General features: G+C 32.0%; 12 protein-coding genes and 2 pseudogenes. 5 read left to right on the forward strand and 9 right to left on the reverse strand.

All coding sequences use genetic code 11. The annotated features are described in order from the left end of the window. Positions 1 to 267 precede the first annotated feature (267 nt). Positions 268 to 672 (reverse strand): helix-turn-helix domain-containing protein, encoded by a 405-nt coding sequence (locus Q0W04_RS09600; RefSeq protein WP_298502625.1) that lies wholly within the window; start codon positions 670 to 672, stop codon positions 268 to 270. 93 nt (positions 673 to 765) lie between these two features. Here Q0W04_RS09600 and Q0W04_RS09605 point away from each other — a divergent pair, with 93 nt between their 5' ends. Then, positions 766 to 1,131: a nuclear transport factor 2 family protein gene (locus Q0W04_RS09605; RefSeq protein ID WP_298502627.1), complete on the forward strand. Its 366-nt coding sequence runs from the start codon at positions 766 to 768 to the stop codon at positions 1,129 to 1,131. A gap of 2 nt (positions 1,132 to 1,133) precedes the next feature. Further along, positions 1,134 to 1,652 carry a nitroreductase family protein gene (locus tag Q0W04_RS09610; RefSeq protein WP_298502628.1) on the forward strand — a complete coding sequence of 173 codons (519 nt, stop codon included), beginning with the start codon at positions 1,134 to 1,136 and terminating at the stop codon, positions 1,650 to 1,652. 123 nt (positions 1,653 to 1,775) lie between these two features. Here Q0W04_RS09610 and Q0W04_RS09615 read toward each other — a convergent pair whose 3' ends face one another. The 5 genes and pseudogenes from Q0W04_RS09615 to Q0W04_RS09635 all read right to left on the reverse strand — a co-directional run bounded on the left by Q0W04_RS09615 (position 1,776) and on the right by Q0W04_RS09635 (position 5,451). Further along, positions 1,776 to 2,156, reverse strand: a complete 381-nt coding sequence (locus tag Q0W04_RS09615; protein WP_298502629.1) for a nuclear transport factor 2 family protein — start codon at positions 2,154 to 2,156, stop codon at positions 1,776 to 1,778. 285 nt (positions 2,157 to 2,441) lie between these two features. After that, the gene (locus Q0W04_RS09620; protein WP_298502630.1) at positions 2,442 to 2,921 is read right to left on the reverse strand and encodes a GNAT family N-acetyltransferase; all 480 of its coding nucleotides are present in this window, start codon (positions 2,919 to 2,921) and stop codon (positions 2,442 to 2,444) included. 199 nt (positions 2,922 to 3,120) lie between these two features. Further along, positions 3,121 to 3,369 (reverse strand): hypothetical protein, encoded by a 249-nt coding sequence (locus Q0W04_RS09625; RefSeq protein WP_298502632.1) that lies wholly within the window; start codon positions 3,367 to 3,369, stop codon positions 3,121 to 3,123. A 9-nt stretch (positions 3,370 to 3,378) separates the two neighbouring features. After that, positions 3,379 to 4,598: pseudogene (locus Q0W04_RS09630) on the reverse strand (FprA family A-type flavoprotein). A 64-nt stretch (positions 4,599 to 4,662) separates the two neighbouring features. Further along, entirely contained in the window at positions 4,663 to 5,451 is a 789-nt protein-coding gene (locus Q0W04_RS09635; RefSeq protein ID WP_298502636.1) for a TrmB family transcriptional regulator, read from the reverse strand. 905 nt (positions 5,452 to 6,356) lie between these two features. Here Q0W04_RS09635 and Q0W04_RS09640 point away from each other — a divergent pair. After that, positions 6,357 to 7,349, forward strand: a pseudogene (locus Q0W04_RS09640) (DUF3089 domain-containing protein). A gap of 298 nt (positions 7,350 to 7,647) precedes the next feature. Here Q0W04_RS09640 and Q0W04_RS09645 read toward each other — a convergent pair. Further along, on the reverse strand, positions 7,648 to 9,033 hold the full coding sequence (locus Q0W04_RS09645) for a carbon starvation protein A (protein WP_298502638.1): 1,386 nt from the start codon (positions 9,031 to 9,033) through the stop codon (positions 7,648 to 7,650). Positions 9,034 to 9,119: 86 nt separating this feature from the next. Continuing rightward, a complete protein-coding gene (locus tag Q0W04_RS09650; protein WP_298502640.1) occupies positions 9,120 to 9,662 on the reverse strand; it encodes a hypothetical protein in 543 nt (180 codons plus the stop codon). A 223-nt stretch (positions 9,663 to 9,885) separates the two neighbouring features. Here Q0W04_RS09650 and Q0W04_RS09655 point away from each other — a divergent pair, with 223 nt between their 5' ends. Beyond that, positions 9,886 to 10,386 carry a DUF308 domain-containing protein gene (locus Q0W04_RS09655; protein ID WP_298502643.1) on the forward strand — a complete coding sequence of 167 codons (501 nt, stop codon included), beginning with the start codon at positions 9,886 to 9,888 and terminating at the stop codon, positions 10,384 to 10,386. A 14-nt stretch (positions 10,387 to 10,400) separates the two neighbouring features. Next, positions 10,401 to 11,996, forward strand: a complete 1,596-nt coding sequence (locus Q0W04_RS09660; protein WP_298502646.1) for an AarF/ABC1/UbiB kinase family protein — start codon at positions 10,401 to 10,403, stop codon at positions 11,994 to 11,996. Between the two features lie 570 nt (positions 11,997 to 12,566). Here Q0W04_RS09660 and Q0W04_RS09665 read toward each other — a convergent pair. Continuing rightward, positions 12,567 to 12,953, reverse strand: a complete 387-nt coding sequence (locus tag Q0W04_RS09665; protein ID WP_298502648.1) for a helix-turn-helix domain-containing protein — start codon at positions 12,951 to 12,953, stop codon at positions 12,567 to 12,569. Positions 12,954 to 13,230: the final 277 nt, after the last annotated feature.

Raw genomic sequence — 13,230 nt, forward strand, 5'->3', positions numbered from 1 at the left:
GGATAGGCTGCCCGTTTCGAGGGTTACTCGAGGAGCGAAGGGTATTCTAGCAATGATTCAAGAGAGTTAGTATACGGGCAACAAGATTTTTAAATGATTTATGGGCTTAATTTGATTTGTTAGAGTTTAAAAATTATTTTTACTTGTTTTAGCTTAAAATTAATTATTAGATAGTTTAATCAATTATTATTCGTTCTTATTTTTATAAAAAAAGTTTTAAATAATGATTTTTAAAAGGTATTTTTGCTGTTTTCCACGTAATATTGCTTATTCTATTTCCAGTATTTTTTTATACCTGTTTAAGATTTTATCTTTTTTAGCATTGGTGAATTTACTGCATTCCAATTCATCAAGTGCATATATTGTCATTTCATAGAGTATTCTATTTGCTTTTCTGGATTTTTTTGTTAGTTGGTACTCAGTGTTGTCACGAATGTTTTCATGTGTGATTTTTGTAATTAATTTTTTTTCTTCCATATATTTTAATGTCTGTGATAACGTGAAGTTGCTTAAGGTAGGATTTGCTTCTTGAAATTCACTGAAATGTGTTTTTCCGTCGAATAAATCAAGAATTATGCATAAAATCCATTTTCTATTAAATAAGTTTAATGTTTCATTTACAGGGCATATCTCATCATTGTCATTCATGTATAATATTTTTCTTTTATCCATTTATAATACAATTGGTAATGTCAGCATTACAAAATCTAGTTATAACTGATAAAACTTATTTTAAATAACAAAACTTAAATTAGGTGATTAAATATGGCTGATAAAGTTTCAGAAAGAGAAGAAATCGTTGCAGTTGTGGAAAAGTATACAACCGGTTGCGCTACAGGCGACAGTAAACTGATGAGCGAAGCATTCACTGACAATGCACTAATGTATGGATATCTTAATGGGGAATACTATAACGGTTCAATCAATGCATTATATGAAGCAGTTGATGCATTTGGTGCAGATTCAAACGCTGAAGTTTGCATTGACATCATAAATGTAGAAACTACCATAGCCAGCGTTCAGGTTACCTTGGAAAATTGGCATGGATTGAATTTCATTGATTACCACAGTTTAATTAAAGAAGATGGAAAATGGAGAATTATTGCAAAAGTTTTCCATCAGTATGAATGAACATGGAATTTGATGATATTGTCCGGGAAAGATATTCAGTCAGGTCATTTAGCAATGAGAAAGTTGAACCGGATAAAATAGAGTCTATTTTAAGAGCAGCACAGCTTGCACCTACTGCCGTTAACTTTCAACCACAGCAAATTTACATATTAACCAGTAAAGAAGCATTGGATAAGATAAATACATTATCTCCATCAATATATAATGCAAGTACTGTGTTTTTAATATGTTCCAATGAAAATGAAACCTGGAAAAGTAAAACTGAAATAGGATATACTACCGGTGAAATGGATGCTAGTATAGTATGCACATTCATGATGCTTAAAGCTTGGGATATTGGTATCGGTTCTGTTTGGGTTAGATTATTTGACTCAAATGATGTGGCAAAAGCATTTGACTTGCCTGATAATATTAAACCAAGGTGTTTGCTGCCTATAGGATATCCGACTGATGATTGTGAACCATTTCCACCTTGGCATTATGTCAACAAAGGAATTGATGAATTTAGTGAAGAAATTTAATCAATTTCTTTTATTACTTCTTTTATAATTAAAGATCTGATTTTAATAGTTAATAACTATCCATATAAAAAAATAAAAAAAGGAATGAGTTTTGTTTGGTTGCAATTCTTTCAGATTCCAATCTTATTGAATTGTGTCTGAATTTTGATTATATGCTTTTGCAACAGCTTTCCATTCGCCATCTATTTTTAGCATTAGAAGAACATCTGTAAAGTCTATTCTTCCGCCCCAGCTTTCTTCAAATACTCTAACGACAGCAAGTGTTTCTTCCAAAAGCAGCACGTCAATTCTTGCATGGAATTCATCGCCTGCAGCAACACTGTCAACATTGTCATAGAACTGTTGAATGGATCCATGTTCCAAATCCCCATCCAAATATCCGAACAGCACTGCCTCATCAACGAATAATTCCTTTGCATATTTGCTGTTTCCTTCAGCTACACTTTTTACAAATTTTTGAGCTGCCTTTTCAACATTTTCATATTCACTAATTTTAGATCTCATAGTTTATTCTAATCATGTATTAATTTAAATAGGTTCGGTAATTCCAGCATTACCTATTAATTAAATGTTTTTTTGAAACTCAAGAAAGTGTTTTCCAATATTAATTTTCATTTGGTGTTAAATCAGCATATACGCAAAGGGTATCCTCACAACAAAATGGACTTCCAATTTAAACTGTTGCATTTAACATTAACAATCAAATAGTTAAGATGTCATCAAGGTTTGTTCATGTCTTAAAAATCAAGTTTCTAAATTAATAGTGAATGTTAAAATCTTCGGTATTTTTCAAAGTTCAATGTAATAGGGGCAGATGTTTTCGAAATGATTATCATTTACCTTAAATCCTTTTGGAATGGTGCCCAATTGTTTAAAACCGAGTTTTTCATATAGATGGCGTGCTGCATGATTTGTTTCTACAACTGCATTATATTGAAGTATTAGAAATCCTTTTTTTCTTGCAACTTCAATTGAGTCCAATACTAACTTCTCTCCAATATGCTTTCCGCGCATATCTGGCGATACTGCATAGCTTGCATTTGCAATATGGCTGCACCTACCCACATTATTCGGATGGAGGATATATAATCCTATGATTCTTTCATTTATTGTGGCAACACCAGTGTAAGTCTGTGATGAAAAGAAATCATTTCCTGATTGCAAGTTTAGAATGTCTTCCTGGGGAAATGCAATTCCTTCCTCAACAATATCATTCCAAATCATAATCATTTCTTTCAAATCCCTTTCACGAAATTTCCTAATATTCATTAATCAATATTATCTCTCTATAAAATAATAACTTTAATGATTTAAACCAGTTAATAATAAAAAGGCATGTTCGTTTAATAGTTTTATAAAAAAAGTTTTTTAATTAATTATTTTTAAAGGGCGTTTTGGCTGTTTTTAGGTCGGTGCTTATTTTTTTATAGTTTTTTCATGTAAAAAATAGAAAAATAAAGGTTAATTATCATAACCCATATTTAAATTTAATTCTGTATTCTTGGTTGATAGATTCAGTTGAAATATAATCTCCTTTAATTATATCAGAGATTTTTTCAATATCTTCATCAGAGATAGCATTATTGTCAGATAATGGCAAAAAGAAAGTTATTTCATCATCAACTATTAAATAATTTAGCAATTTAGCTTCTCTTTTTTGATATTTGCCAATTATACTTTCAATTTCTTTTTCAATATCTTTTTCTAAATTAACCATATTATCACTTTATTTTATGGATTTTGCAAGTTCCACTCCTTTGTTGAATGCTTCGGTTAACATTTCTTCATCAGGCACAAAGGTCACATCTAATGTATCGAATATTGTGAATCCTGCACTTTCTAAATCTCTTTGGAGTTTTGCTACTGCTCCGCCACCCCATCCTTTGGATGAAAATATCAATGCATTCTTTTCGCTGGTTGTTCCTTTGAAGTTAAGGCAATCCAGCCAGTACATCATATTTCCTATGCGGGGGAAAGGTTTGTTCATCATTGTGGGGCGCCTAATGCAATTGCTTTACTGTCTAAAATGTCATTGACGACTTCAGATTCAAAGTCTTCTTGCATGAAGTAGATTTTAGCTTCAACACCTTCACTCATTATTCCTTCAGCGATTTGGTATGCTAACTTTTCAGTTGAATGATGCATGGTATCGTAGATAATTGTGATTTTGTCTTCACATACTCCAGTGGCCCAATCAGAATATGCCTTAACTATTTTTGAAGGGTCTTTCCAGATTTGTCCATGGCATGGGGCAATCATTTTGATTTGATCAACAATTCCGGCGTCGGTCAATTCCTGCAATTTCATTCTAAGCATCGGTGCACCCAATACCACTAAATTTGCATAGAACTTTTTAGCCGCATTTAAAATGAATCCTTCATCATAATCTTCTGCATATCTTTTTGACAGGCATAAATGTTGTCCAAATGCGTCATTTGAGAATAATATTCCTTCTTCAACAAACATTACAAACATGCTGTCTGGCCAGTGTAACATTGGTGCAGATACGATAGTTAATGTTTTTCCGCCTAAATCAATGTTGTCTCCTGTTTTAACAGTTGTGATTTCAACATCTGAATAGTTGTGGTATTGTTTTTCCAGAAATTCAGCACCTTTCGGGGAGGCATATACTTCTGCCTTTGGAAATCTATCGATTGTTTCTTTTAAGCCTATGGAGTGGTCGAGTTCAGTATGGCATTGTATAAAAACATCAATGTTGACTTCACGACCTTCTTTGGCAAATGCATCTTCAATTCTGGCATTTAATTGATCAATCATTCCGTCACTAAATACATTGTCAATCAATGCAACTTTCTCTTCGCCAAAAACCAAGTAACAGTTGTAGGTTGTTCCAGGTATTGCAAATCCATGGAAACTTCTAGTATTCCAATGAAGCGCACCTACCCAGTACACCCCATCCGTAATTTTAACAGATTCAGCTTTCATAATATAACCTAAAATTTTTTTATAATAAATCTTTTAAAATTAGTTTTAATTAAGTATTTTGTCACTATTTAGGTATTGTTTGTGAAATCTGTTTAAATTGTTTGATGAAATGGTAATCGAAGTTACTGCAGATATCTTCATATTTATTGCATACTCCAATGGCAGTTTGGGGATAAATAGAATTGTTTTCTTTATTGAATTGGGCAAATGTTCCGAATAATTCCTTCCCGTCACAAATTAACATTTTCATCAGAGGCAATTCTGCAGGGATTATTTCTAAGTTATTGTGGTTATTCTTTTCAAATATTTTGAGAATATCAATTTTTTCATCATCAACATAACATTCGGGATTTGCCAATATTCTTATTTTTACATTTTTTGGAAGTTTATTCAATGCTTTTAGCATAAGTTCTCCTTCTTGAGGCAATAAAAATCCAATTCTCATTGTTATTGATTTTTTAGATTTTTTAATAAGATCCATTTCTTTTTCAATGATGTTTTCAGGTGAACGGATTAACCAAACCGGGGCTTGGATTTCTGAAATCTGGTTGGTATAATATTCTTCTAATTTTTGTTCTGTTTTATTCAATTTGGATATCAATTCTTCTTTTTCTTTTTTAAAAATTACGGTAGGCTCAATGGCTTCATATTTTAAAGGTCGTTCTCTTTGAATGGATACAAATCCCTTTTTTTCAAGTCCATTTAAAATATCATAAACTCTAGAGCGAGGCAAGTCAGATATTTCTGCAATTTCATCGGCATTTCCAGTAATTATCTTTGTAAGTCCGATATATGCTTTTGCTTCGTATCTACTTAATCCCAAGTCTTTTAAAGAATTAATCATATCTTCCATGCTCTTTCCTTCTTTAAATTATTAGTTAAAGTTTTTTTAATTACTCTTTAAATATATTTTGTCACTAGTTTTGTATTTTTTGTATTTTATAATGTTGAATAAGTTTAAAATTTATATAATTTGGAACATAATATTAATGCGTAGAGCTAAAAGTAATAAATATTTTGTATGATATACGGGCAACAAAAAATCTTTATATTTTAGGTTTATTGGGACTTATTAATCATTAATACTAAGTTTTTTATTCATTAACTTAATATAACTTTTTTGATTATTTTATTAAGTGTAATATTTTCTTATTTTTAAAAAATAAGTTTTTTTTTAAGGAATTAATTTAGCCTTTTTTTCTAAAGAGTATTATATTTTGTATACTTTTTTTGTATATTGACTTTAAATTTTTTGAAAAATTATTAGGAAAACAATTCATTAACTATTTCATATTTTATATTTCCAATAAGATAGAATTGATAAAAATCAATTGTTACTTTTTTATTTTTGATTTAATTGATTGTCATTAACATTAACTGCAAGTGTTGTTAATACAGGATTAGTTTTTAAACCCTAATACACATATCAAGTCACTTTAAAAAGGTTTTCAATAGATAGAGGGGGGGTCGTTAATGTATGATTTGTGTGTTATGAAAATATTAAATTATCCTGTGTTCTAAAAAAGTAGTCTGTATAGGACAAAATTACTACAACCCTCAAATAAGTTTAGCCAATTGATAATAACTTAAAAATTATGTTAAACATACATAATGCAGATGAAAAAAGAAAATAAAACGTTAATGTCTGACTGTGCAGTTATGGATTCTCCACATCAAATTATAAATTCTCTGCCCAACATTAATTGTTAATAATGTTAATTATAAATTACTAATTAATATACGATAGGGGTATAAAAAATGCAAGAGAAAAACGAGAACTATAAAGTTACAAATCTAGTAGGGGTTCCTACTGACTATTCTGATGAAAACAACTGGGCATACCTGCCTGAAAACACAGATAAGGCTGTAGATACCTTTTTCATTTATCCGACACTGTACATCAACCCTGAACCTGATGCGCCGGCAATTGTTTCGATTGATGATCCTATGATTCGTAAAAGCGTGGATGACTTTTATCTACAGGTACCTGTGCTTTTTGAGGATTTAACAAACCTTTATGAGCCTTTTTACCGTCAAAGTAATCTTTGTGCTCTTACAGGAAGGCCACATGAGGAACTCGTAGAATTTTAAACTCATGAACAGAGGACAGATATTTATGCGGCATTGGACTACTTTTTTGAACATTATAATCAAGGACGTCCGTTCATTCTTGCAGGACATTCTCAAGGCTCTGTCATGCTGAGAATGGCACTGTGTGACTATTTCAAAGAGCATACTGAATATCTGGAACGCATGGTGGCAGCTTATGTAGTTGGATTTTCCATCACACCTGATGATTTGAAAGCAAATCCTGCTTTGAAGTTTGCCGAAGGTGCAGATGACACAGGAGTAATCGTATCATGGAATACAGAAGGACCGGAAAATAAAAACAAAAAAAATGCACTTGTTATTAAAAATGCTATTTCCATCAACCCTCTGAACTGGAAAAGAGATGATACATATGCACCAGCATCTGAAAACATAGGGAACCGTATTATTAGTATGGACCTTGGAAGTTTTGAAATATCAGACATACAGGTTAATAAGCCAGGTCTTGCAGATGCACAGCTTGACCTTGAAAGAGGCGTAGTGGTCTGTACAACTCTATCAGATTATTATATTAAAACCGAAGAACTTGGAGTAGGTAGTATCTTCGGACCTGCAAGTCTTCATGTGTGTGACTATGCAGCCTATTGGGACAATATTCGGGAAAATGTCATGACTAGGATTGATGCATTTCTGAATAAATAATTTAAAAATCGTGACTGATTAAGGTTCTTTTCAGACAAAATTCCTCAGCAAGAATCGTTGAGAATGTATTAGCTAATAGTGGAAACTTATCAGAATTGAGATTCGTTGAATAAGGTTTTGCAACAGTTAAAGGCGAAAATGGATGAAGTGAATCCTCGTTTAGGTAAAGAATTGAAATTGAAAAGAAACTTTAGACATCAAGGCAAAAAAATAATATTAGTTGAAATTATATTTCAACGATTTTCTTTTTTTTATAAGTCAGTTTGAATAGTCACTGATGTTAATGTAGTGATTTTCACTATTTGCATTTTTTAACAAATATTGCCGTGATTACAACCGTTGCAATAACTGAAATTATATTGGCAATCATTGCAGGCAATCTTAAACCTTCAGGGGCTTGCAGAATATATGCAAATGCAATCAAAGTACACACAACTGCCGGTGCCAACGCAATAATGTATTGCTTTTCTTTTTTCATCAGATATGCTGATGCTGCAAACAGCACTATTGTAGCTACTATCAATTGTGACCATGCAAAATATCTCCAAATTAAACTGAAATCAATAAATGTCAATCCAAAGGATATTAAAAACAATGGCACTGCCAATTTTAGTCGTGACATTATTTTTTCGTTGTTGATCTTAAGTTCGTCGGCAATTGTAATTCTTGCACTTCTAAGTGCAGTATCACCGGAGGTGATTGGACATATAACAACTCCAATAATGGTTAAAACCAAACCAACAGGACCTACTAATGCTGTTGCCATTTCATTGACTGCTACTGCAGGTGCTGCACTATAAATTGCTGCAAGCTGTGGCTGGCCGTGGAAAAATGCCATTGCAATTGCCGCCCAACAAAGGGCAACCAAACCTTCCAAGACCATAGCACCATAAAATACAGGCCTTGCATCATTTTCATTCTCAATACATCTTGCAACAATAGGGGATTGGGACGCATGGAAACCGGAAATGGCCCCGCAGGCAATAGTAACAAACAAATAAGGGAAAATACTTTTTTCAGTTAAATACAACCCTTGTGTTGTAAACTCTGGAATGGAGTACGCCGGATTTAAGATTACTCCCCCAGTCATTACCACTGCCATAATCAATAATAATGCTCCAAAAATTGGATATGCCTTTCCAATAATCTTGTCAACTGGAAATACTGTTGCAACTAAAAAGTAAATGAATATTATGGTTATACAGATAAGTACAGGAATACTGGTCAAGTTAGCAAGCAAGTCTGCAGCCCCCTTTGCAAAAGTGGCTGAGACAAGAATGCCTGTGATAACCATGAGAACTGCAACAAATTTTTCGAGTTTGATTCCCAAATACTTTGATACAATATCCGGCATTGTAAATCCATCATCTCGCAAGGACATGAATCCTGAGAAAAAATCATGAACTCCCCCAATGAAGATTGTACCCAATACAATCCATAAGAATGCTGCTGGACCAAACAGAGCTCCCTGTATGGCTCCGAAAATAGGTCCCAAACCAGCAATATTTAAAAAATGAACCAGGAAATTCTTAATCTTGGACATTGGTATGTAGTCAATGCCATCCTGCAACCTATATGCTGGTGTTTTGCGAGTTTCATCTACGCCAGCTGCTTTTTCAACAACCTTTCCGTAAACAAAGTACGATGCAACCAATACTAAAAAACAAATAATAAAACTATACATTAATTATTATTTAAGTAAAAAGGATTATAAAAATTTTAATCTAAAACTAAAAGTAACTATAAAAAAAATAATGGGTGGTAATGAAGTTATTCATCACCGTATTTTTCGTTGAATTCATCTTTTTCTGTTGCAATTTTACCTTCTAAAGTACCGATTAAATGGTCTGATTTTTCTTTAAGTTCAGCGATGTTTTCTTCAAGCATGGCCACTTCAAGCACGTCTCCTAAATCTTGCTGAAGATTTGCAATCAATTCATTTTTAGCCACTTGTATTCTTAACTGAGTTCTTAAGAAGATTTCTTCCAAAATATTAGATGCTTTAAATAGAACTAAATCAGCAGGGGCTAATTCATTTGCAATTACATATTCAACATCATTTTCTAAGACAGCTATTGCTACATCAGCATCTTCTAAAGCATCATCAACTTGAATTTCTGCTAAATTAATGTGTGCTTCAAGTTTTTTTTCAGTCATCTCTTGTTTTTTTGCTAATTTTTTTTCTTCAACTTGGATTTTAGCATTGGATTTTTTTTCTTCCATTTTCAAGATTCTTTCTTCTCTTTTAATTCTGCTGGATTCTTTAGCTTCTTCTACTTTTTCTTTAAATGACTTTTTTTCTTCATCTGACATTATTTCACCATTTAAAATCTATTATGTGCTGTAGTACATATTATACATATGTTAATATTTATATAAAAATTTTTACTATCTTAATACTAAAAATGATTCTCCGCTTTGTATTGTTGCAGTTAAGATAATAATGAAGAATAGTGTTATTTTAACACCAAAACATTCTTTTTGCACCTAAAGAATAAATAATATTTTTTACATAATAATTAATGGTGATAAATTTATGGATTATAAGAAAATACTTGGAATTTTATTTATAATTATGGGTATACTTTTTGCAGTATATCCGATGTATAGTGCAGAAGCAGTATCCTGGATTGCAGGAATATGTTTAATAGCATTCGGATTTGCTTGCATTATTGACGGATTTTCTGTATGGAGCATGATGGCTCATGTTTCACTTCTGAACATATTGATTGGAATGTGTGCAATGCTATTCGGATTATTATTTATTTATAAAATAGATGCATTGTCTTTCCTTGTTGGATTCCACTTCTACCTGATTGCATTTGTATTGATATTTGCAGGTATTTCCGGAATTGTCTTCGGATCCGATACAATATCCAGACTGGCATCAGTACTTATTGTAATCTTGGGAATGGTTGTTGTTTATCTTGCTTTTGCGGCAATTGCATCACCGTTATACGTTGCAATTATCGTTGGAATATGTTTGATCATGGAAGGAATACTGTTTTTAGCAGCAGGCATTGCTGAATCTAATTAAATTAAGGGATTGATATGGATAAAGAAACAAAAGAGCGTTTAGGCGAAATCAGAGAAGCAATGAAAAAATATGGCTTTGACAAGATTTTAGGTCAAACCGTAAAAAGCAAGATACGTTCAAAAGAGATTGCTGATGAAGACAATCTCTTATTGGATGAGGAACTTCCTGTAAAATTAAGACTCATGCTTCAGGAACTGGGAACTACTTTCATTAAATTAGGTCAGCTGTTAAGTACAAGGCCAGACATTGTTGGAGAAAAGGTTGCAAATGAATTGGCTAACTTGCAGGATGACAATCCGGAAATAACATATGAACAGGTTAAGGCAATAGTTGAAAGGGAACTTGATGGAAATATTGATGACTTGTTTGAGGATTTCCATCAGGAACATATAGCAACCGCATCCATAGGTCAGGTTCATGAAGCAAAATTAATCACAGGTGAACGTGTTGCTATCAAAATCCAAAAGGAAGGCATCACTGATAAGATTGACCTTGACATAAAGATAATGAAATATGTCGCCAATCGTGCCGATAAATTTAACGCCGATTTAAGAAAAATAAACTTGCCGGGGGTTATGGATGAATTCGACCGTTCCATTCACAAGGAAATCGATTACAACAATGAATTCATGAATATGCAACGCATGGAAATGAATTTTGTGGACAATCCCAACATTCACATTCCAGCAACATATCCAAAATACTGTACCTCAAAAGTCCTGACAATGGAATTCATTGAAGGTACAAAATTAAATGACGTTTATGCAAGCACAGGCGATGAATTTGACAAAAAGCTTTTGGCAAAAAATGTCATTGATTCATATCTCCAACAGCTGTTTATTGATGGGTTTTTCCATGGGGATCCTCATCCTGGAAACATATTGATTCTTGAAGATAATGTTGTATGTTACCTTGATGAAGGTATGATGGGGTCATTTGATGATGAATTCAAACGAAACCTTTGCGAAGCAATACTGTTATTAGTTGACCAGGACGTTGACGGATTGATAAATCAGTTAATGTACATGGACATATTGGATTATGATGTTGATACCAGAACATTGAAAAGGGAATTGGGCGATTTGTTTGGAAGGTATTTCGGCGTTTCACTTAATCGTTTCGATGGAATATTGAATGAACTGCTTGGCCTTATGCAGGACTATGGAGTTATTCTACCAAACGAACTTGTCACAATGGCAAGAGGATTGACACTGATTGAATCCGTTGCACATAATCTTGATCCTGAAATCGATGTTTTAGCATCAGTGAAGGGTGTTGCTGCAGAAATTGCCAAAGAAAAAATCAACCCTAAAAATTACATTAAAAGCAAGAAAAGCAACCTAATCATGTATGGGCACATGCTTCAATCATTGCCGAAACTTCTAACAAGAATAATCCACAAGATTGAAAACGAAGAACTTAAAATAAAGCTCGAAGTCGACATTAACGATAAGGTTACAATAGTCGCATTGGTATGTGCTCTTATAATCGGTTCTTCTGTTGTTTCATTCGGACCAATGGTCTTCGATATGCCAGTGATTTCCTTAATCGGTTATATAATAGCCATAATCTTAAGTATCATCGGCATTAAGAATTTTGTATTAAAATAGATGTGGGGAAATAATTCTTCCTCAACACTTATTTTTTTATGTTAAAAAAATTGCTTTAATCAACAGAGTCTCCTATATTGAGAACGGACTTAATTTTATTTTTTATAACTTTTCGTTAAAAATTAAAAAAATCACACAAGTTTTTGAAAGAGCCAAAATATTTTATTTATTATATTTTTTATATAAAACGAGTAATAAAATTTTTGAAATTATGGGTATAAATAAAAGTAATAAAAATATATATACTTCTTAGTTTTATATTATAATTTGAGAGCGAAAAGTAGTAAATATTTTGTATAGTATACGGGCAAAATCCTTTTTAAATGATTTATTGTCTTTATAAGATCTATTAAACTTTAATATTTATTTTAGCACATGATAACTTGGTATTGATTATTAAATAGGTTAATCAATAATTATTCTTTCTTATTTTCATAAAAACAGTTTTTTAATTAATTATTTTTTAAGGCTGTTTTGGCTGTTTTTAGGTAGGGGCTTATATTTTGTATAGTGTTGGTATAATATTAACTTTATATGGATTGGTTAATGGCAATGAATGTGTTCCATTACCTAATTGTTTATCAATGTATTTTTGAATATGTTCTCTAATTCGATTTTAGTTTCATCATCATAGAATTCATTGCCCAAATCGGTAGTTAATGTAAACATTGCGAGTTCATAAATTACCTTATTAAGTTTTTTTCCTTTATCCGTTAATGTGTAGTCAATACTTTGGTTATTCTCGTCGCTGTTTCTAGAGATAAGTCCGTTTTCTTCCATTTCTTTTAGACAATTGCTTAAAACTTTATTGGATAAATTAGATTTTCCATCTTTAAATTCATTAAAACGTTTTTTTCCAAAAAACATATCTCTTAAGATTTGAATAACCCATTTTCTGCTAATCAATTCCATGGCAAGTTCCATGGGGCATTTTCCTGCTTTTTTATCATTATTCATGTAATGTCTCCTAAAACTGTTATAATATTTATTAATCAATATTAATTAGTTTTAAGTAACCTGGAGGTAACTTTATTCTTTTTATATCTGCTGAAATATACTATAATTAAATAAAAGTTTTACTTTTATTAAAATTTAAGGTGATAAATTATGAAATTTAATGCATGGAATGATAATGAGAAATTTTTCTCATCTAAAATCGCACAAAATGTAATTTCTACCGCTTGTGGTTCTGACATTAACACTGCTTGTGGCAGTGATGTGACTGCTTCTGCTT

The organism is uncultured Methanobrevibacter sp. (assembly GCF_947170395.1).
In the GTDB taxonomy this organism is placed as follows: domain Archaea; phylum Methanobacteriota; class Methanobacteria; order Methanobacteriales; family Methanobacteriaceae; genus Methanocatella.